Genomic DNA, 15,959 nt, shown 5'->3' with positions numbered 1-15,959 from the left:
CCCAACGACATCGGAAGGGTGGACGTGTCCGAACCAGCTTCGATTTCCCGCGGTATTGCCGCACGCTACGCCACGGCCTTGTTTGATCTGGCCAAGGAAAGCAAAAAGCTAAAAGCGCTTGAGGACGATGTTGCGTCTCTCAGCTCGGCCTTGGCCGATAGTGCTGACTTGAATGCAGTAATTGCATCACCTGTTGTTTCTCGTGAAGAACATGGTGCTGTTGTTTCAGCTATTTCGAAAAAAGCGAAATTTTCGCCAATCATGGCCAATACTTTGGCCTTGCTTGCGCAAAACCGTCGCCTCTTTGTGTTGCCACAATTCGTGGACGCATTGAACGCTATGCTCGCAGACGAGCGCGGCGAAGTGACTGCTGACGTCACCTCTGCAAAGGCTTTGACCAAAACACAGAGTGACAAATTGGCTAAGACATTGTCAGCCCAATTTGGCAAAGACGTTACAATTCATGCGACCGTTGATGAGTCCCTCATCGGCGGTCTTATCGTTAAAGTGGGTTCGAAGATGATTGATACGTCAATCGCCTCCAAGCTCGCTTCCCTCCAGAATGCAATGAAAGAGGTCGGATAATGGGAATCCAAGCAGCCGAAATTTCTGCGATCCTCAAGGATCAGATCAAAGACTTTGGCAAAGACGCCGAAGTTGCTGAAGTTGGTCGTGTACTGAGCGTTGGTGATGGTATCGCCCGCGTCTACGGTCTCGACAATGTTCAGGCTGGTGAAATGGTTGAGTTCCCCGGCGGTATCCGCGGGATGGCACTTAACCTCGAAGCCGATAACGTAGGTATCGTTATCTTCGGGTCTGACAAAGACATTAAAGAAGGCGACACAGTTAAGCGTACGAACTCCATCGTGGACGTTCCTGCGGGTGACGAACTTCTTGGCCGCGTTGTTGACGGTCTTGGCAACCCAATCGATGGCAAAGGTGAAATCAAAACCACCAAACGCCTCGTTGCGGACGTAAAAGCGCCAGGCATTATCCCACGTAAATCTGTTCACGAACCAATGGCAACAGGTCTTAAATCTGTTGACGCGATGATCCCAGTTGGCCGTGGCCAGCGTGAGCTTATCATTGGTGACCGCCAAACTGGTAAAACAGCTGTGGCGCTCGACACGATCTTGAACCAAAAATCCTACAACGATGCAGCAAAGTCTGAAAACGACAAATTGTACTGTATCTACGTGGCGATTGGTCAAAAACGCTCCACAGTGGCTCAGCTTGTTAAAAAGCTCGAAGAGTCTGGCGCGTCCGAGTACACAATCGTTGTTGCTGCGACGGCTTCTGATCCTGCACCTATGCAGTTCTTGGCTCCATATGCTGCGACTGCAATGGCTGAACACTTCCGTGATAACGGCCGTCACGCTTTGATCATCTACGATGATTTGTCAAAGCAAGCTGTGTCATACCGTCAGATGTCACTTCTTCTTCGCCGCCCACCAGGTCGTGAAGCTTACCCAGGTGACGTTTTCTACCTTCACTCCAGACTTCTTGAGCGTTCAGCGAAACTCAATGAAGACTACGGTTCAGGGTCTTTGACAGCTTTGCCTATCATTGAAACTCAAGGTGGTGACGTTTCTGCGTTTATTCCAACAAACGTGATTTCGATCACTGATGGTCAGATCTTCCTTGAAACAGAACTCTTCTACCAAGGTATCCGCCCTGCGGTGAACACTGGTTTGTCTGTTTCTCGTGTTGGTTCATCTGCGCAAACAAAAGCGATGTCTTCTGTTGCCGGTCCGGTGAAATTGTCACTGGCTCAATACCGTGAGATGGCCGCCTTTGCTCAGTTCGGTTCTGACCTTGATGCCTCCACTCAGCAATTGCTGTCCCGTGGTGCTCGCTTGACTGAATTGATGAAGCAAGCTCAGTACGCGCCTTTGTCTAACGCCGAAATCGTCTGCGTTATCTTTGCTGGTACAAACGGCTACCTCGATAAAATCGAAGTGTCCGATGTAGCGCGCTTTGAAAAAGGTCTTCTTGAGTTCTTGCGCGGCAAGCACAAAGATCTTTTGACTTGGATTTCCGATGAAGATCCAAAAATCAAAGGCGATGCCGCCGATAAGGTGAAGGCTGTTCTGGACGAATTCGCAGCAACCTTCGCTTAATCCCGGGAAAAGGACAGTCTAATGCCTAATCTCAAGGACCTAAAAAATCGGATCGCGAGTGTGAAATCCACACGCAAGATCACGAAAGCCATGCAAATGGTCGCGGCTGCAAAATTGCGCCGCGCCCAAGAAGCAGCTGAAGCGTCACGCCCCTACACAGAACGGTTCAATGCTGTTCTTGGTGCGCTGTCTGCATCAGTTGGTGGCTCTGATAGCGCGCCCCGGCTTCTTGCCGGGACGGGCAAAGACGATGTGCAATTGCTTGTCGTGATGACTGCAGAACGCGGCCTGTGTGGCGGCTTCAACTCTTCTATCGTGAAGCTTGCAAAAGCCCGCGTCGAAGAATTGAAAGCGGCTGGCAAAACAGTAAAAGTTCTTACTGTTGGCAAAAAGGGTCGTGAACAGCTGAACCGTGAGTTTGGTGACCTTTTGATCGGCCATGTCGATCTAAGTGGCGTCAAGCGCTTGGGCTATACTGATGCGCAAAGCATCGCCAAGGATATCCTTGCGCGTTTTGATGCAGAAGAATTCGATGTTGCTACGATCTTTTATTCAAAGTTCGTCAACGTTGTGTCCCAAATACCGACAGCTTTGCAGGTTATCCCAGCAGCATATGAAGCAAGCGAAGATGACGGCGGGGCGCTCTACGATTACGAGCCTTCCGAAGAAGCCATCCTCGCAGATCTTCTGCCGCGCGGCGTCGCCACGCAGATCTTTGCAGCTCTTTTGGAAAATGCTGCCTCCGAGCAAGGTGCGCGGATGTCCGCTATGGACAACGCCACACGCAACGCAGGCGACATGATCGACAAACTGACAATCGAATACAACCGCTCACGTCAGGCCGTCATCACCAACGAGCTTATCGAAATCATCTCGGGCGCTGAAGCGCTCTAAGAACCGGAGTAACGAAACATGGCACAAGCAAAAGGCAAAATCACGCAGGTGATTGGCGCCGTTGTTGACGTTCAGTTCGACGGCGAATTGCCGGCGATTTTGGACTCACTTGAAACAGACAACAATGGCAACCGTTTGGTTCTCGAAGTCGCTCAGCACCTTGGTGAGAGCACTGTACGTACCATCGCTATGGACGCAACTGAAGGCCTCGTACGTGGCCAAGCTGTGACAGCCACTGGCAACCAAATCTCTGTACCAGTTGGTCCAGCAACTTTGGGTCGCATCATGAACGTCACAGGTGACCCTGTTGACGAAAAAGGTCCAGTTGACACAACTGAGCGTCGCCCAATTCACGGTGATGCGCCTTCATTTGACGAGCAGTCCACAGAAACTGAGATCCTTGAAACAGGTATCAAAGTTATCGACCTTTTGGCCCCCTACACTAAAGGTGGTAAAATTGGTCTCTTCGGTGGTGCCGGTGTTGGTAAAACCGTTTTGATCATGGAACTTATCAACAACATCGCGAAAGTGCACTCTGGTGTGTCTGTGTTCGCGGGTGTGGGTGAGCGTACACGTGAAGGTAACGACCTTTACCACGAGATGATCGAATCTGGTGTTATCGTTCCTGACAACTTGGTCGATTCTAAAATCGCACTTGTTTACGGTCAGATGAACGAGCCTCCCGGTGCGCGTATGCGTGTTGCTTTGACTGGTTTGACACTGGCCGAGCAATTCCGCGACGAATCTGGTTCAGACGTTCTGTTCTTCGTTGATAACATCTTCCGCTTTACACAGGCCGGTTCCGAGGTATCTGCGCTTTTGGGTCGTATCCCATCTGCGGTTGGCTACCAGCCAACATTGGCGACCGACATGGGCGCGATGCAAGAACGCATTTCATCCACTAAAAACGGTTCTATTACATCGGTTCAGGCCGTGTATGTTCCTGCGGATGACTTGACTGACCCTGCACCTGCGACATCGTTTGCTCACCTTGATGCGACAACGGTTCTTGACCGTTCGATCTCTGAAAAAGGTATCTACCCTGCGGTTGACCCACTTGGTTCAACATCACGTTTGCTAGATCCTTTGATCATCGGTGAAGAGCACTACAAAGTTGCAACTGACGTTCAGCAAATCTTGCAGCGCTACAAGTCACTTCAAGACATCATCGCCATCCTTGGTATGGACGAATTGTCAGAAGACGACAAAATGACTGTGACACGTGCGCGTAAAATCGAACGTTTCTTGTCCCAGCCATTTGACGTTGCGAAAGTGTTCACTGGCGCTGACGGTAAACAGGTTAAGCTCGAAGACACTATCAAATCGTTTAAAGCTGTTGTGGCTGGTGAGTACGATCACCTTCCAGAAGGCGCTTTCTACATGGTTGGTGGCATCGACGAAGTACTTGCTAAAGCCGAGAAAATGGCAGCAGACGCTGCTTAAGTCTGACACCTCAAGCGGTCCACAGTTGCACGCTTAGCGTCTGATTTTGGACCGTTCGCCCCCCGCAAAACATGGCAAGCCCATATGCGCGGGGGGCACGGGGCCAATCGCTTTTAAGGAGGCCTTCATGGCTGATACTGTCCAATTCGATCTCGTCTCTCCAGAGCGCAAACTTGCCTCTGTTGTGGCAACCGAGGTGCAGATCCCTGGTGCAGACGGTGATTTGACTGCGATGGCTGGCCACGAGCCGACCATCTTGTCTTTGCGCCCAGGATTCTTGACCGTAAATGGTCCAGCGGGCGAAGAGCAGTTTGTTGTAACAGGTGGTTTTGCTGAACTTTCCGCAAATACTATTTCTGTACTGGCTGAGACAGCTTTGCCAACAGGTGAAGTAACACCTGAAATCATTGCCGATCTTGTGGCCGCTGCGTCTAAAACACATGATGCATCATCACCTGAAGTTCAGCAGCAAACGCAAAAGGTCCTCGCAGATCTGATGCAGATCGCTGAAACTCTTGGTGTGAGCGTTTAATCACTGGTTACAGTGCTGAGACACATTAAAAAGGTCCTTTGGTTCGCGCCAAAGGGCCTTTTTTCATGCCTTATCAGTGTCGTTTCGCGTCACCTTTCATTCGCTGATCAACCAAGATCAGCTGCGAGGGGGGCAGCTGATGTTGGTTTACTTGCGAAAGGTTTTGGCGGATTGCATTCCTGTCATGAATGCTGCTGCCATACGCTCGAATGTGTCATCGCTGCGGGCATGTGGGGTCAAGGGCTCTGGGTGGTGCTCAGGGCCGACATGGCGGCCTGAATGATGGCTTGACGAAGTGCCAATCACCACGGCGATACAGCCGATACCTGCATAGGATAGTCCAATGATGAGGGCCGCGAACTGCGCGTCTTTCACGGCACTCAAGACCATCCAAGCGGCGGCTGTCAAGAAAGCCACTCCGACACAAAGCATCGCTGTGCCCAGCGAAATCCAAGCCGCGCGTTTCGCGCCTTGGACTGTCTTTTCCTTTAGGGTGCTCATTGCCATATCCCTTAGCGGCGCGATGCCACAATACCCGTAACAAAACCTGCCAGTGCTGCTACGCCAACTGCCGCGCCAGGATTTGCGCGCACAGTCTGTTCGGCCACTGCCACTGCGTCACGTGTTTGTTGACGTGCAAGCTCAGCGGTCTCGACGCCCTTTTGACGTGCTATATCTAAAGTTTCTGACGCAGCTTCGCCCAATTGGTTGGATTTCGCTTTGGCGTCGGCTTTCATCGCAGTTGCCAACGCGGCAACATCTTTCGTGAGCGTTTCAATCTGTTTTTCCAAATCAGCGGTTGTTTTTTCGGCAGCTTTTGCTGTGTCTGTACGTGCCATGATGTGGCTCCTTTGTATTTGGTTTCACAGACTCAACGCAGAGAACCGCGAAAATGTTCCGAGAAAATTATTTATAAACTTTGGAACCTTTCAAGCGGAGTGCGCGTTGACTCCCCAGAAAGCGCCAGATCGGCGCGTAAAACTTAAAGGAGTACAGCTATGTTAGGTTGGGCACTTACCTTTTTTATCGTCGCATTGATTGCAGGCGTGTTTGGATTTGGCGGGATCGCCAGTGCATCCGCAGGGATCGCGCAATTGTTGTTTGTGATCTTTGCCATCTTGTTTGTGATCGCAATGGTTGCCCGTGCAGTGCGCGGCAAGCCACCCGTCTAGTCCCAGACGGTCATATTTTCTCAGCGTGGGCACTCGTTTCCTCCCGCTCCTCCCTCGTGTAGGGTGTCCGCGCTGAGAAAATCTCATTGATCTCAAACGAAAAAAAACGCCCCCGAACATTAGCTGTTCAGGGGCGTTTTTATATCTAAGCAATCTCGCGCCCAAGGTGGGTGTCAGGCAACAAGGGTGGTGAAACGCTACGCGTTTAGCGTTTCAGTGCTTGAGAAAAACATCGCTTGGCTCACAGCTGAGGTCACTTGCTCTTCGCTGTAAGGTTTGGTGATGACGAAGGCAGGCTCAGGACGATCCCCTGTCAAAAGACGCTCGGGGAAGGCCGTGATAAAGATGACAGGAATATCAGGGTGCTGTTTCAAAATGTCATTTACAGCGTCGATGCCGTTTGAACCGTCTGCCAGTTGGATATCTGACAAAATCAAATCTGGCTTGTCTTGGGAAAACAAAGCCTGCGCTTCGGTGCGGGTCGTTGCGACGCCAGTAATCTTATGTCCCATGTCAGACACAATGCCCTGCAAATCAAGGGCGATGATCGCTTCGTCTTCGATCACCATCACACGACCGCAAATGCTGTCAGACATCTCATCTTGTGCAACAGATAACAGGTGTTCCACGTCGTCCTCATCAGTCGCCATAATGGCTGCAATTTCATCTAAGGAAAACCCTTCGATCGTGCGCAACAAAAGTGCCTCGCGTGTGTTCACTGTTAGGCGGCGAAGGTGCGCTTGGGCGCGTTTGGCGATACCTGTTTCATCTTCGCCAGTCGGCGCGCCCGCACTGGACCAAATCAAATGAAAAGCATGAAAGAGCGCGACCTTCGGGCTTTCGATTTGTTCAAAGACGCTGCGGTCGTTCAAAAGTGCCTCAAGCGTAATTGCCGCGTATTTATCTCCAGTGTCTTGATCCCCCGTCAAAGCGCGTGCGTAGCGACGCAAATATGGCAAAAGGTTTGCAACGACCGTGGCCAAAGACGTTTGCGTAGTAGCTGTCGACATTTTTTTGTCCTATTTTTTGTTTTCTCGGGAACTTAACGCCTATGGTATGCGTTAAGTTCCGTAAGATGTAAAAAAATGTTAAATCAAGGTAGGAATTAGGCGGAATAATGGATCAAGATGAACCAAAAACTCCTCTCGAAGAGCAAATCGAAGAGAACCTGCGCAAAGTGTATCAAAAAACGCTGGATGAGCAGGTGCCTGATCGGTTCTTAGACCTGCTTGAACAGTTGCGTCAACAAGATGCAAATCATGGATAATCTCGTTGATGAGGGTCAAGCCGTGGCCGATCCATCTCAAGAAATCGTCATGCATTTGCCCGCGATGCGCGCTTTCGCCCTAAGCTTGACACGCAATTCCAGTCAGGCCGACGACTTGGTTCAAGATGCCATCATGAAAGCATGGGAAAACCTCAACAGCTTTCAGGCAGGCACAAATATGCGTGCTTGGCTTTTTACAATCCTACGCAATACATTTTACTCAGATCAACGCAAACGTAAGCGTGAAGTTCAAGACACTGATGGCGTTTTCGCCGCAGGCCTTTCAGAAAAACCAGACCACGACGGGCGCCTTGCTATGGCAGAGTTCGAGCAGGCGTTTGTTCAGCTAAAAACCGAACAGCGCGAAGCTTTGATGCTGGTTGGCGCGATGGGATTTTCGTATGAAGAGGCGGCAGAAACGTGTGGTGTTGCACTTGGCACCGTCAAAAGCCGCGTGAACCGTGCCCGTTTGAAGCTGGGTGAAATGTTGGATCTCAACGAAGGCGAACCCTTGGATCTAACAGATCAACAAACAAAGGCCGTTTTGGGCGCGCAAATGCCAGTATCCGGAGAACGTCAGTGAAGATGAAACTAAGCTTGCGCCTTATTCATAGGCTATGGTTTCGTATCGCAGTCCTGTTATCGCTTGCTTTATTTCCGATAGGATTGATTTCTGTTTCCCTTGCACACCAATTTGCGCAGGCCGCCGATCAACGTGCAGAAGCGGCTTTGTTGGCCCTTACATCTCAAGCAGCACAACGTGAAGAGGCCTTGATTCGCGCTGGTTTTGGCAGTTCGAATGCTTTGGCGGCTGTCATGGGGGCCGTTTTAAAAAGCACTGATGCCTGCAGCGACATTTTTGCGGATTTCATCGAAGACAATCCAGATTTTTCATTTTCGGGTTTTGTTGACGTGGATGGCATTTTGCAATGCGGTTCTGACATGGATGGGTTCGATTTTTCTGAAAATCCTGTCTACCAAGGAATGCGTGAAAATCCCGCTGTGCGCAGTGATCTTGTGCGCTTTGGGCCAATTAGCAAAACCACGGTGATCGTGCTTTCGACACCTGTTTTCATCGACAATATTTTCCAAGGCTATGTGGCCGTGTCCTTGCCCAGCCGTGAAATGAATATCGACTTTGAACAAATTCCTGATGGTCGTCCTGTGACGCTTGTGACTTTTAACAAAGACGGCGATGTTTTGAGCGCCGAAAGCGGATTACGGGACGTGGGTAAGCACTTGCCTGTAGGGCGATCACTGGCGGATTTGGCTCAAAAACAACGGATCGCGTTTTCAGGTGAAACAAGAGAGGGCGAAAGACGGGTCTTTGCCGTTGTTCCCATCTTGCCCAACCAAATCTATGCAATCGGCAGTTGGTCTCGCACGAACCTATCGGTCGCCCCTGGATTGGCAATGGCGACACCGATGATTTTTCCGATTGTGATGTGGTTGACCTGTCTTGGGGTTGCCTATTTCGCGGTGGACCGATTGGTTATCAAACACATCCGCCGATTGGGGCGCGATATGTTGCGGTTCACGCGAACGCGGCGGCACAATGACATACCCGTCGACAACAGCGCGCCGATTGAAGTGCGTGAAATTGATCTGGCATGGCGCAATTTGGCTGAGCAGATTATTCGAGATGAGGCTGAGCTTGAAGGCACCATTCACGATAAAACGGTCTTGCTGAAAGAGGTACATCATCGCGTAAAGAACAATTTGCAATTGATCGCCTCTATCGTGAATATGAAAATGCGCAAAGCGCGCAGCCCTGAGGCCCGCGTTGCGCTGAAAGAAGTGCAAGGGCGCGTGATGAGCATCGCGATGGTCCATCGTAATCTCTATGAAACCAGTACCGAAGGGCGCGTGCGCGCTGATGAACTGTTGAATAGCATCATCGGAACTTTGTTGTCTGCTGGTTTGCCCAATGAAGTACGACTGGATTCCAAAGTCAGCTATGATCCGATAACGCTTTATCCCGATCAGGCGGTGCCTTTGTCGCTTTTGGCGGCGGAAAGCATTACGAATGCCCTGAAATATCTTGGCTACACCAAGGGCGAGCGCCCCCGCATCGTCGTGACACTTGAAAAACTCACGAAGGACCGTGGCATCCTGATCATTGAAAACAGTAAGGGGATCCCACTGACCTCGCCAGACCAAGCAAGCGGCACAGGTTTGGGGCAGGGGTTGATAGGTGCTTTTGCACGTCAAATTGGTGGAACGCTCGAAGTCTTAGACACTGAACACCTTTACCAAATCAAAGTAGAATTTCCGCTTGCTACCTTTGATGAGGAGCACTCTGAAAGCGATTTTACCGAGCTGAGCTAAGGTGTCTTGATCCACATAAGGTGTCAGATAGGGCTGCAGATCTTGATCTGCGGCCCATTTATTTGGGACTTGCTGGGTATGGACACTTGGGTGCTGTTATGGCGAAATCTGGGGGCAGGTGGGCCTTAATGGATTGGTGTGCGCTTAGATCAAAAGCCCTGTGACCGCGACAGCAAGGCCGCTGGCCATCGCGACCAAGGCAAATCCCGCCATGATGAACAGGCCATCACGCATCACCAGACCCACCGCAAAAAGACTGGTCGCGCCGCCCAAGACTGAGGAACTAAAGGGAACCAATTCTAGAAATGGCATCGCTGAACCTGATAGAAAACACAAGAATTCGGGCAAAATTGACCCCGGCGCTCTGACCAAAACTTGCAGGCGAGGGCGGCTGATTTTGTCGAGCCATCGTGCGACACCATTTAATCCATTCACCGCTTTTTCTAAGCGATCAGACGAAATTTTGCGTCGTAGAATCCAATCGGGAAGCCAAAGCGTATCGCGTCCGCGTAGCAGTTGGAGGCTCACCAATGCGATGATGATCCCACATACAGATGAGAGGCCAGGAATGCCGCTGAGAGGGGTGACAACGGCCAAGGCTGGAAACAAGAGCATCGGTAAAAGCACTTGTTTCCCCAAGGTATCAACAATGTCCGACATGCAGACCTCGTCTTGCTGGCGCGCTAATGTTGCACCTTTTTCCATGAGGTCGCTGACGGTCTCTTGGGGGCTTGTATTGGCTGTCATGGCAAATCCTCTCGCGTCGCACGTCACATGAATTATGCTCTAGGCACTCAGGTAGAACGTCTTAGGGCGAGAAAAGTTCCCTGTTTTGCTGCAAAACTGCGGGTCAGTCACCCTTTGTCTGTCGCGCTTTTGCAGGCGCATGTGTTGGGGTGTAGGATCTTAAAATGAGCTCTGCGTGGGGCGTCGTTGGTGGCAGCTTGGTGCCTAAGCGCTTTCGCGCGAAATTAACGTGCCAACGAACTTATCTAAGGTTTCGCCCGTATCATCACCCTTCAAAATCGTGACCAAGGCTTCCGCCATTGCGGTGATGGGTTGACGATATGATGTCAAACGATACTCAGGCCCACTGGCTTGCGGGATGTCATCAAAGCCAGTGACGGCGATATCTTGCGGTACGCGCAGGCCGACTGCATATCGAATTGCATTGATCGCGCCCATGGCCAAAGCATCATTTTCGCAGACAATAACATCGGGGCGCATTTCTATAGGTAGATCTTCTAAGTATTCTTTCGTGCGCTCATAGGCGCGCACTGGGTCATAGATCGGCACAGAAATAAAATCCGGCGTTACATTGAACTGGGCTTCCCAAAGTCTGGAAAATGTTTCCTTACGCCCCAGATGTGCTGAAATCGTTTGTGGTCCAGCAAGGAAAAGTGGCCTTTTATACCCTTTTTCAATCACATAGTTGGTGATTGTTGTCATCGCAATTTGGTCATCGCAACAGATAGAAATCGTATCAGGGTTTTCAGATGTTCGGGCAAAAACGATCAGTTTGTTGACGCGCTGTGCCGAATGGGCTGCGCTCAAGGCGTGATCATTAAAACTAATCCCAATAAGAACTGCAGCATCAACGCGACGTTGGCGTGCATTGAGCAGGGCGGCCGAGGCATCTTCTTCGTTGTTGGTATTGACCAGCAAAGTGTCCCATCCGTTTTTGCGTAGGATGCGCGTTAAGCGTTCCATCATGATCAATTTGTGGGGGTTCGAAAAGTCATCCACCAACAAGCTCACAAGGTTGCTCTTGTTGGTTGCGAGACTGGCCGCAAGTAAATCTGGAACATACCCAAGCTGATCAGAGGCCGCCATAACCTTATCGAGGCTGGTTTGCGAAATGGAGGCATCTTTTTTAAACGCTCGGTTCACAGTCCAACGTGACACGCCCGCAAGGCGTGCAACATCATCTGCGGTAATTGCGCCTAAATTTGTTTTGTCTGCCACCAATATCGCCTCCGTTGCATTCGTCATAGCAAACTTTTTCCTTAAGTTCCATCCCCTTGCACTCGCGTGCATCTTGGTTCTTGCACCCGCGTGCACAAATTGCTTGCACGCGGGTGCACATCGAGGTTAGATTTCATAGAGCCCACGATTCGGGTAGGGAGAGAACATGTATAAAGTAGGCCTATTGGGCGCAGGACGTATCGCAGGGGTGCACGCCGCAGCGATTTCGTCTAACCCGCACAGCACTTTGGTGGCTGTATCCGATTTCATTCCTGAGAATGCGCAAAGACTTGCATCAGAATATGGTGCACAGGCGCGTACGACAGAAGAAATCATTGCTGATCCATCTATCGACGCCGTTTTGATTGCGACATCGACTGACACGCATTCCGGCTTGATTGAGGCTGCGACTGCAGCGGGTAAAGCTGTTTTGTGCGAAAAACCCGTCGATCTTAGTCTTGAACGGGCAAAGGCCTGTCAAGCAGAAGTGGCCAAAACGGGTCAGCCGGTAATGATCGGTTTTAACCGTCGTTTCGATCCAAACTTTAGCGCAATGCAGGCGTCCTTGGCGGCTGGCGAAATTGGCAAGCCAGAGCTTTTGTCCATCACGTCATTCGATCCAGCGCCACCACCCGTTGAGTACATCAAAGTTTCGGGCGGCTTGTTCCGCGACATGATGATTCACGATTTCGACATGGCTAACTTTATGATGGGCGAAGCGCCTGTCAGCGTGTCTGCTTTTGGCAGCTCGATTGTTGACCCAGCGATTGGCGAGGCGGGCGATGTTACAACGGCTGTTGTGACCCTGACTTATGCTGACGGGCGTATTGCAGTGATCAAAAATTCACGCCGCGCTGTCTATGGCTATGATCAACGTGTTGAATTGCTGGGATCAGAAGGTCTGTTGCAGGCGCAAAATATGCTGGAAAACACAGTGGTGAAATCCACGACATCTGGCGTGTCTTCCGCAAAGCCAACTTATTTTTTCCTTGAGCGCTACATGCCGTCTTATGCGACTGAATGGGCGGCTTTCATCGAAGCTCTGCGTGGCAAAACTACGATGCCTGTAACCTTGGACGAAGGCGTTGCAGCGCTTGCAATGGCGGAGGCTGCGACTTTGTCAGCAAAGACGGGTCAGCCTGTTGCCTTGAAGGATATGCTTTAACGCGCTGCGTTGAAGCCAAAAGAATTCGACTTTGGTCGAATGTGACGGTGGGGCGCAAAAGTCCCACCAAATTTTCAAAACTGCCCCATGGGAGGAGCATACTATGAAAACTATAATGAAAGGCCTGTTGGCCGCCACTGCCATCGCTGTTGCTGCGCCTGCGCTTGCACAAGATATCATCGTTGTCGCGCACGGCCAAGCAAACGATCCATTCTGGTCTGTTGTCAAAAACGGCGTTGAAGAAGCTGGTAAAGACACAGGCGTGAATGTTGATTACCGTTCCCCTGAAACATTCGACATGGTTGCGATGTCACAGTTGATTGATGCGGCTGTAAACCAAGAGCCAGACGGCTTGATCGTATCTATTCCTGATGCTGATGCACTGTCCCCCTCAATTGAGCGCGCTGTGGCTGCTGGCATCCCTGTGATTTCAATCAACGCAGGCTCTGACGTTTCCAAAGGTTTGGGTGCTTTGTTGCACGTTGGCCAAGACGAATATGACGCTGGTAAAGCGGCTGGCGAAAAGCTTGCTGAAATGGGCGGCACCAATGCGATCTGTGTGAACCAAGAAGTTGGCAACGTGTCACTTGACCTACGTTGTGAAGGCTTCGGCGAAGGCTTTGGCGGTTCTTACACTGTTTTGCCAACAACAAACGATCCTGCTGAAATCGAGTCTAAAGTGGCTGCGGCTTTGTCATCTGACGAATCCATCGACACAGTTATGGCGCTTGGTGCGTCAACTGCGGGTGAACCTTCTGTTGCAGCTGCAAAGGCATCTGGCCGTGACATCAATGTTGCGTCTTTCGACCTTTCAGCAAGCTTCTTGCAGTCCATCGTTGATGGCGATGCAGCATTTGCAATCGACCAACAGCAATTCTTGCAAGGTTACTTGTCTGCAAACTTCCTCGCATTGCACGCGAAATACGGCTTGATGCCAGGTGGCAACGTGCCTTCCGGCCCGAACCTCATCACATCTGACAAAGCGGCTCAGGTTATCGATCTGTCTTCAAAGGGCATCCGTTAATCGCATAGGCAGCAAATATATTAAGGCGGACGGCGCATCAGCGCCGTCCGCGATTACCTTGGGAGGCTAAAATGACTAATACTGCGCAAGTGGTTGAAGATGAACGGATTAAATCCGAATCGTTCTTCTCCAAACTTATGAAACGACCAGAGTTGGGTGCCATTGCTGGCGCGATCCTTGTTTTTATCTTTTTCTCAATCACTGCTGATGCGTCAATGTTTACATTGTCTGGCGTGATCAACTTTATGACACCCGCGTCTCAGCTGGGCATTTTGGCGATTGGCGCTGCGATGCTGATGATCGGTGGCGAATTCGACCTGTCTATCGGGTCCATGGTTGCTTTTTCAGGACTTTTTTTCGGCGTTTGTGTTGTGACTTGGGGCTTGCCTCTGATCGTTGCAATTCCGCTAACATTTGTGTTTTCCGCTTTTGTAGGTGCTATTAACGGCACGATTGTTATTCGTTCTGGTTTGCCGTCCTTTATCGTGACGCTTGCCTTCTTGTTTGTTCTACGCGGCCTCTCGCTTGTTGGGCTCAAAGCTGCGACCGGTGGCTCCACGCAATTGCGCGGTGTTCGCGAAGCGGTCGAGGGTGACGGGCTCGCATCTTTCTTTTCTGGCGATGCTTTTCCTGGCCTGTTTGAATGGTTGGCCTCAAAGGGTTTGATCGAGACCTTCAAATCTGGGGCACCAAAAGTCACAGGCATTCCTGTAGAAATCATCTGGTTCTTTATCATCACAGGCGCTGCAACTTACGTGCTGTTGCGCTTGCCTGTCGGAAACTGGATTTTTGCCACAGGTGGCGATAACACAGCCGCATCAAATTCAGGCGTGCCAGTTAACAAAGTCAAAATCTCACTCTTTATGCTCACAGCCTGTTGTGCTGCTTTGGTTGCCATCATCACGGTGATGGACGCAGGTTCAACAGATGCGCGTCGCGGGTTCCAAAAAGAATTCGAAGCTATCATCGCGGCTGTTATCGGTGGTTGTCTGCTAACCGGTGGATATGGCTCTGCGATTGGTGCTTTCTTTGGTTCCATCATCTTCGGCATGGTTGTGATCGGGCTGACCTACACAGATTTCGACCAAGATTGGTTCCAAGTCTTCTTGGGCGGCATGCTTTTGATCGCGGTTCTCTTCAACAATGCCATCCGCAAACGTGTGACAGGGGAGCGCTAAAATGACTGTTGATACAACATTCCATCACGGTGACGCTGGCTCATCCGAACCTATCGTTCAGATGAAAGATATCGAAAAACACTTTGGCAATATTATCGCTCTGGCAGGCGTCAGCTTTGATGTGCGCCCCGGTGAATGCCACTGTCTTTTAGGCGATAACGGCGCAGGTAAATCGACATTCATCAAAACGATGTCTGGGGTTCATAAACCCACCAAAGGTCAAATCTTGTTCCACGGTAAGCCGATGAATTTCAGCACACCGCGTGACGCGATGGAGGCAGGCATTGCGACTGTGTTCCAAGACCTAGCGATGATCCCTTTGATGTCTGTTACCCGTAACTTCTTTATGGGGCGCGAACCGACGATTGGACGTGGTCCTTTGAAGCGGTTCGATGTGAAGACAGCCAATGAAATCACGGTGTCTAGCATGCGTGATATGGGCATCAATCTACGCGGGCCTGATCAGGCTGTGGGCACTTTGTCGGGCGGTGAACGCCAAACAGTAGCCATCGCACGGGCTGTCCACTTTGGCGCGAAAGTGCTGATCTTGGATGAACCGACATCGGCTTTAGGTGTACGTCAAACTTCAAATGTTTTGGCCACGATCGACCGTGTACGCAAGCAAGGCGTTGGGGTTGTTTTCATTAGTCACAACGTGCGTCACGCTTTGGCTGTGGGCGACCGCTTTACAGTGCTCAACCGTGGTAAAACGCTCGGCACAGCTTCGCGCGGAGAAATTTCGCCAGAAGAGTTGCAAGAACTGATGGCGGGTGGCCAAGAGATGGCTGAGCTTGAAGGCTCGCTTGGCGGCACGATTTAAAGACCGACTCCATTTAAACTATGATTGCTCCGTGCCTTTGGGCACGGACGC

The 15,959-nt window shown here is 50.8% G+C and carries 18 protein-coding genes; 13 read left to right on the top strand and 5 right to left on the bottom strand.

Annotation, left to right across the window (positions count from 1 at the left end):
• The first annotated feature begins 24 nt into the window (after window positions 1-24).
• From EDD53_RS07510 to EDD53_RS07490, 5 genes are all read left to right on the top strand, one after another.
• A complete protein-coding gene (locus tag EDD53_RS07510) occupies window positions 25-585 on the top strand; it encodes a F0F1 ATP synthase subunit delta (protein ID WP_123792623.1) in 561 nt (186 codons plus the stop codon).
• Window positions 585-2,120: a F0F1 ATP synthase subunit alpha gene (gene atpA, locus EDD53_RS07505; protein WP_123792622.1), complete on the top strand. Its 1,536-nt coding sequence runs from the start codon at window positions 585-587 to the stop codon at window positions 2,118-2,120. The genes EDD53_RS07510 and atpA overlap by 1 nt, the downstream gene beginning before the upstream one ends.
• 21 nt (window positions 2,121-2,141) lie before the next feature.
• Entirely contained in the window at window positions 2,142-3,014 is an 873-nt protein-coding gene (locus EDD53_RS07500) for a F0F1 ATP synthase subunit gamma (protein ID WP_123792621.1), read from the top strand.
• Between the two features lie 18 nt (window positions 3,015-3,032).
• Complete coding sequence (gene atpD / locus EDD53_RS07495) at window positions 3,033-4,457, top strand: F0F1 ATP synthase subunit beta (RefSeq protein WP_123792620.1); 1,425 nt, start codon at window positions 3,033-3,035, stop codon at window positions 4,455-4,457.
• Window positions 4,458-4,584: 127 nt separating this feature from the next.
• Window positions 4,585-4,989, top strand: coding sequence for a F0F1 ATP synthase subunit epsilon (locus EDD53_RS07490; protein WP_123792619.1), 405 nt, complete (start codon window positions 4,585-4,587; stop codon window positions 4,987-4,989).
• A gap of 147 nt (window positions 4,990-5,136) precedes the next feature.
• Here EDD53_RS07490 and EDD53_RS07485 read toward each other — a convergent pair whose 3' ends face one another.
• On the bottom strand, window positions 5,137-5,490 hold the full coding sequence (locus EDD53_RS07485; RefSeq protein ID WP_170162716.1) for a phage holin family protein: 354 nt from the start codon (window positions 5,488-5,490) through the stop codon (window positions 5,137-5,139).
• Window positions 5,491-5,501: 11 nt separating this feature from the next.
• Window positions 5,502-5,828 carry an ElaB/YgaM/YqjD family protein gene (locus EDD53_RS07480; protein WP_123792617.1) on the bottom strand — a complete coding sequence of 109 codons (327 nt, stop codon included), beginning with the start codon at window positions 5,826-5,828 and terminating at the stop codon, window positions 5,502-5,504.
• 159 nt (window positions 5,829-5,987) lie between these two features.
• Here EDD53_RS07480 and EDD53_RS07475 point away from each other — a divergent pair, with 159 nt between their 5' ends.
• Entirely contained in the window at window positions 5,988-6,161 is a 174-nt protein-coding gene (locus tag EDD53_RS07475) for a DUF1328 domain-containing protein (protein ID WP_123792616.1), read from the top strand.
• 197 nt (window positions 6,162-6,358) lie between these two features.
• Here EDD53_RS07475 and EDD53_RS07470 read toward each other — a convergent pair whose 3' ends face one another.
• Complete coding sequence (locus tag EDD53_RS07470) at window positions 6,359-7,171, bottom strand: response regulator (RefSeq protein ID WP_123792615.1); 813 nt, start codon at window positions 7,169-7,171, stop codon at window positions 6,359-6,361.
• A gap of 107 nt (window positions 7,172-7,278) precedes the next feature.
• Here EDD53_RS07470 and EDD53_RS14830 point away from each other — a divergent pair, with 107 nt between their 5' ends.
• Genes EDD53_RS14830 through EDD53_RS07460 form a run of 3 tightly spaced genes read left to right on the top strand, consistent with a single transcriptional unit; the run spans window position 7,279 to window position 9,756 of the window.
• A complete protein-coding gene (locus EDD53_RS14830; protein ID WP_170162715.1) occupies window positions 7,279-7,428 on the top strand; it encodes a NepR family anti-sigma factor in 150 nt (49 codons plus the stop codon).
• Window positions 7,421-8,011, top strand: coding sequence for an RNA polymerase sigma factor (locus EDD53_RS07465; protein ID WP_123792614.1), 591 nt, complete (start codon window positions 7,421-7,423; stop codon window positions 8,009-8,011). The genes EDD53_RS14830 and EDD53_RS07465 overlap by 8 nt, the downstream gene beginning before the upstream one ends.
• Before the next feature lie 2 nt (window positions 8,012-8,013).
• Complete coding sequence (locus EDD53_RS07460) at window positions 8,014-9,756, top strand: sensor histidine kinase (RefSeq protein ID WP_123792613.1); 1,743 nt, start codon at window positions 8,014-8,016, stop codon at window positions 9,754-9,756.
• Between the two features lie 144 nt (window positions 9,757-9,900).
• Here EDD53_RS07460 and EDD53_RS07455 read toward each other — a convergent pair whose 3' ends face one another.
• A complete protein-coding gene (locus EDD53_RS07455; protein ID WP_123792612.1) occupies window positions 9,901-10,503 on the bottom strand; it encodes an exopolysaccharide biosynthesis protein in 603 nt (200 codons plus the stop codon).
• A gap of 204 nt (window positions 10,504-10,707) precedes the next feature.
• Complete coding sequence (locus tag EDD53_RS07450) at window positions 10,708-11,748, bottom strand: LacI family DNA-binding transcriptional regulator (protein WP_123792611.1); 1,041 nt, start codon at window positions 11,746-11,748, stop codon at window positions 10,708-10,710.
• Window positions 11,749-11,887: 139 nt separating this feature from the next.
• Here EDD53_RS07450 and iolG point away from each other — a divergent pair, with 139 nt between their 5' ends.
• The 4 genes from iolG (at window position 11,888) to EDD53_RS07430 (ending at window position 15,908) form a co-directional block, all read left to right on the top strand.
• Window positions 11,888-12,886, top strand: coding sequence for an inositol 2-dehydrogenase (gene iolG, locus EDD53_RS07445; protein ID WP_123792610.1), 999 nt, complete (start codon window positions 11,888-11,890; stop codon window positions 12,884-12,886).
• A gap of 103 nt (window positions 12,887-12,989) precedes the next feature.
• A complete protein-coding gene (locus EDD53_RS07440; RefSeq protein WP_123792609.1) occupies window positions 12,990-13,910 on the top strand; it encodes a sugar ABC transporter substrate-binding protein in 921 nt (306 codons plus the stop codon).
• Between the two features lie 71 nt (window positions 13,911-13,981).
• Window positions 13,982-15,088 (top strand): ABC transporter permease, encoded by a 1,107-nt coding sequence (locus EDD53_RS07435; protein WP_123792608.1) that lies wholly within the window; start codon window positions 13,982-13,984, stop codon window positions 15,086-15,088.
• Between the two features lies 1 nt (window position 15,089).
• Window positions 15,090-15,908: an ATP-binding cassette domain-containing protein gene (locus EDD53_RS07430; protein WP_123792607.1), complete on the top strand. Its 819-nt coding sequence runs from the start codon at window positions 15,090-15,092 to the stop codon at window positions 15,906-15,908.
• Window positions 15,909-15,959: the final 51 nt, after the last annotated feature.

It is taken from the genome of Pacificibacter maritimus (genome assembly GCF_003814915.1).
In the GTDB taxonomy this organism is placed as follows: Bacteria; Pseudomonadota; Alphaproteobacteria; order Rhodobacterales; family Rhodobacteraceae; genus Celeribacter; species Celeribacter maritimus.
This window is presented reverse-complemented; position numbering and strand designations above follow the sequence as displayed.

What these genes read in the sequence shown, in the direction of transcription:
- EDD53_RS07450 (WP_123792611.1), bottom strand. Translation starts at nt 11,748, where the DNA reads ATGACGAATGCAACGGAGGCGATATTGGTGGCAGACAAAACAAATTTA.
- EDD53_RS07485 (WP_170162716.1), bottom strand. Translation starts at nt 5,490, where the DNA reads ATGAGCACCCTAAAGGAAAAGACAGTCCAAGGCGCGAAACGCGCGGCT.
- EDD53_RS07500 (WP_123792621.1), top strand. Translation starts at nt 2,142, where the DNA reads ATGCCTAATCTCAAGGACCTAAAAAATCGGATCGCGAGTGTGAAATCC.
- EDD53_RS07470 (WP_123792615.1), bottom strand. Translation starts at nt 7,171, where the DNA reads ATGTCGACAGCTACTACGCAAACGTCTTTGGCCACGGTCGTTGCAAAC.
- atpA (WP_123792622.1), top strand. Translation starts at nt 585, where the DNA reads ATGGGAATCCAAGCAGCCGAAATTTCTGCGATCCTCAAGGATCAGATC.
- EDD53_RS07435 (WP_123792608.1), top strand. Translation starts at nt 13,982, where the DNA reads ATGACTAATACTGCGCAAGTGGTTGAAGATGAACGGATTAAATCCGAA.
- EDD53_RS07430 (WP_123792607.1), top strand. Translation starts at nt 15,090, where the DNA reads ATGACTGTTGATACAACATTCCATCACGGTGACGCTGGCTCATCCGAA.
- EDD53_RS07460 (WP_123792613.1), top strand. Translation starts at nt 8,014, where the DNA reads ATGAAACTAAGCTTGCGCCTTATTCATAGGCTATGGTTTCGTATCGCA.
- EDD53_RS07480 (WP_123792617.1), bottom strand. Translation starts at nt 5,828, where the DNA reads ATGGCACGTACAGACACAGCAAAAGCTGCCGAAAAAACAACCGCTGAT.
- atpD (WP_123792620.1), top strand. Translation starts at nt 3,033, where the DNA reads ATGGCACAAGCAAAAGGCAAAATCACGCAGGTGATTGGCGCCGTTGTT.
- EDD53_RS14830 (WP_170162715.1), top strand. Translation starts at nt 7,279, where the DNA reads ATGGATCAAGATGAACCAAAAACTCCTCTCGAAGAGCAAATCGAAGAG.
- EDD53_RS07475 (WP_123792616.1), top strand. Translation starts at nt 5,988, where the DNA reads ATGTTAGGTTGGGCACTTACCTTTTTTATCGTCGCATTGATTGCAGGC.
- EDD53_RS07465 (WP_123792614.1), top strand. Translation starts at nt 7,421, where the DNA reads ATGGATAATCTCGTTGATGAGGGTCAAGCCGTGGCCGATCCATCTCAA.
- EDD53_RS07490 (WP_123792619.1), top strand. Translation starts at nt 4,585, where the DNA reads ATGGCTGATACTGTCCAATTCGATCTCGTCTCTCCAGAGCGCAAACTT.
- EDD53_RS07455 (WP_123792612.1), bottom strand. Translation starts at nt 10,503, where the DNA reads ATGACAGCCAATACAAGCCCCCAAGAGACCGTCAGCGACCTCATGGAA.
- EDD53_RS07440 (WP_123792609.1), top strand. Translation starts at nt 12,990, where the DNA reads ATGAAAACTATAATGAAAGGCCTGTTGGCCGCCACTGCCATCGCTGTT.
- iolG (WP_123792610.1), top strand. Translation starts at nt 11,888, where the DNA reads ATGTATAAAGTAGGCCTATTGGGCGCAGGACGTATCGCAGGGGTGCAC.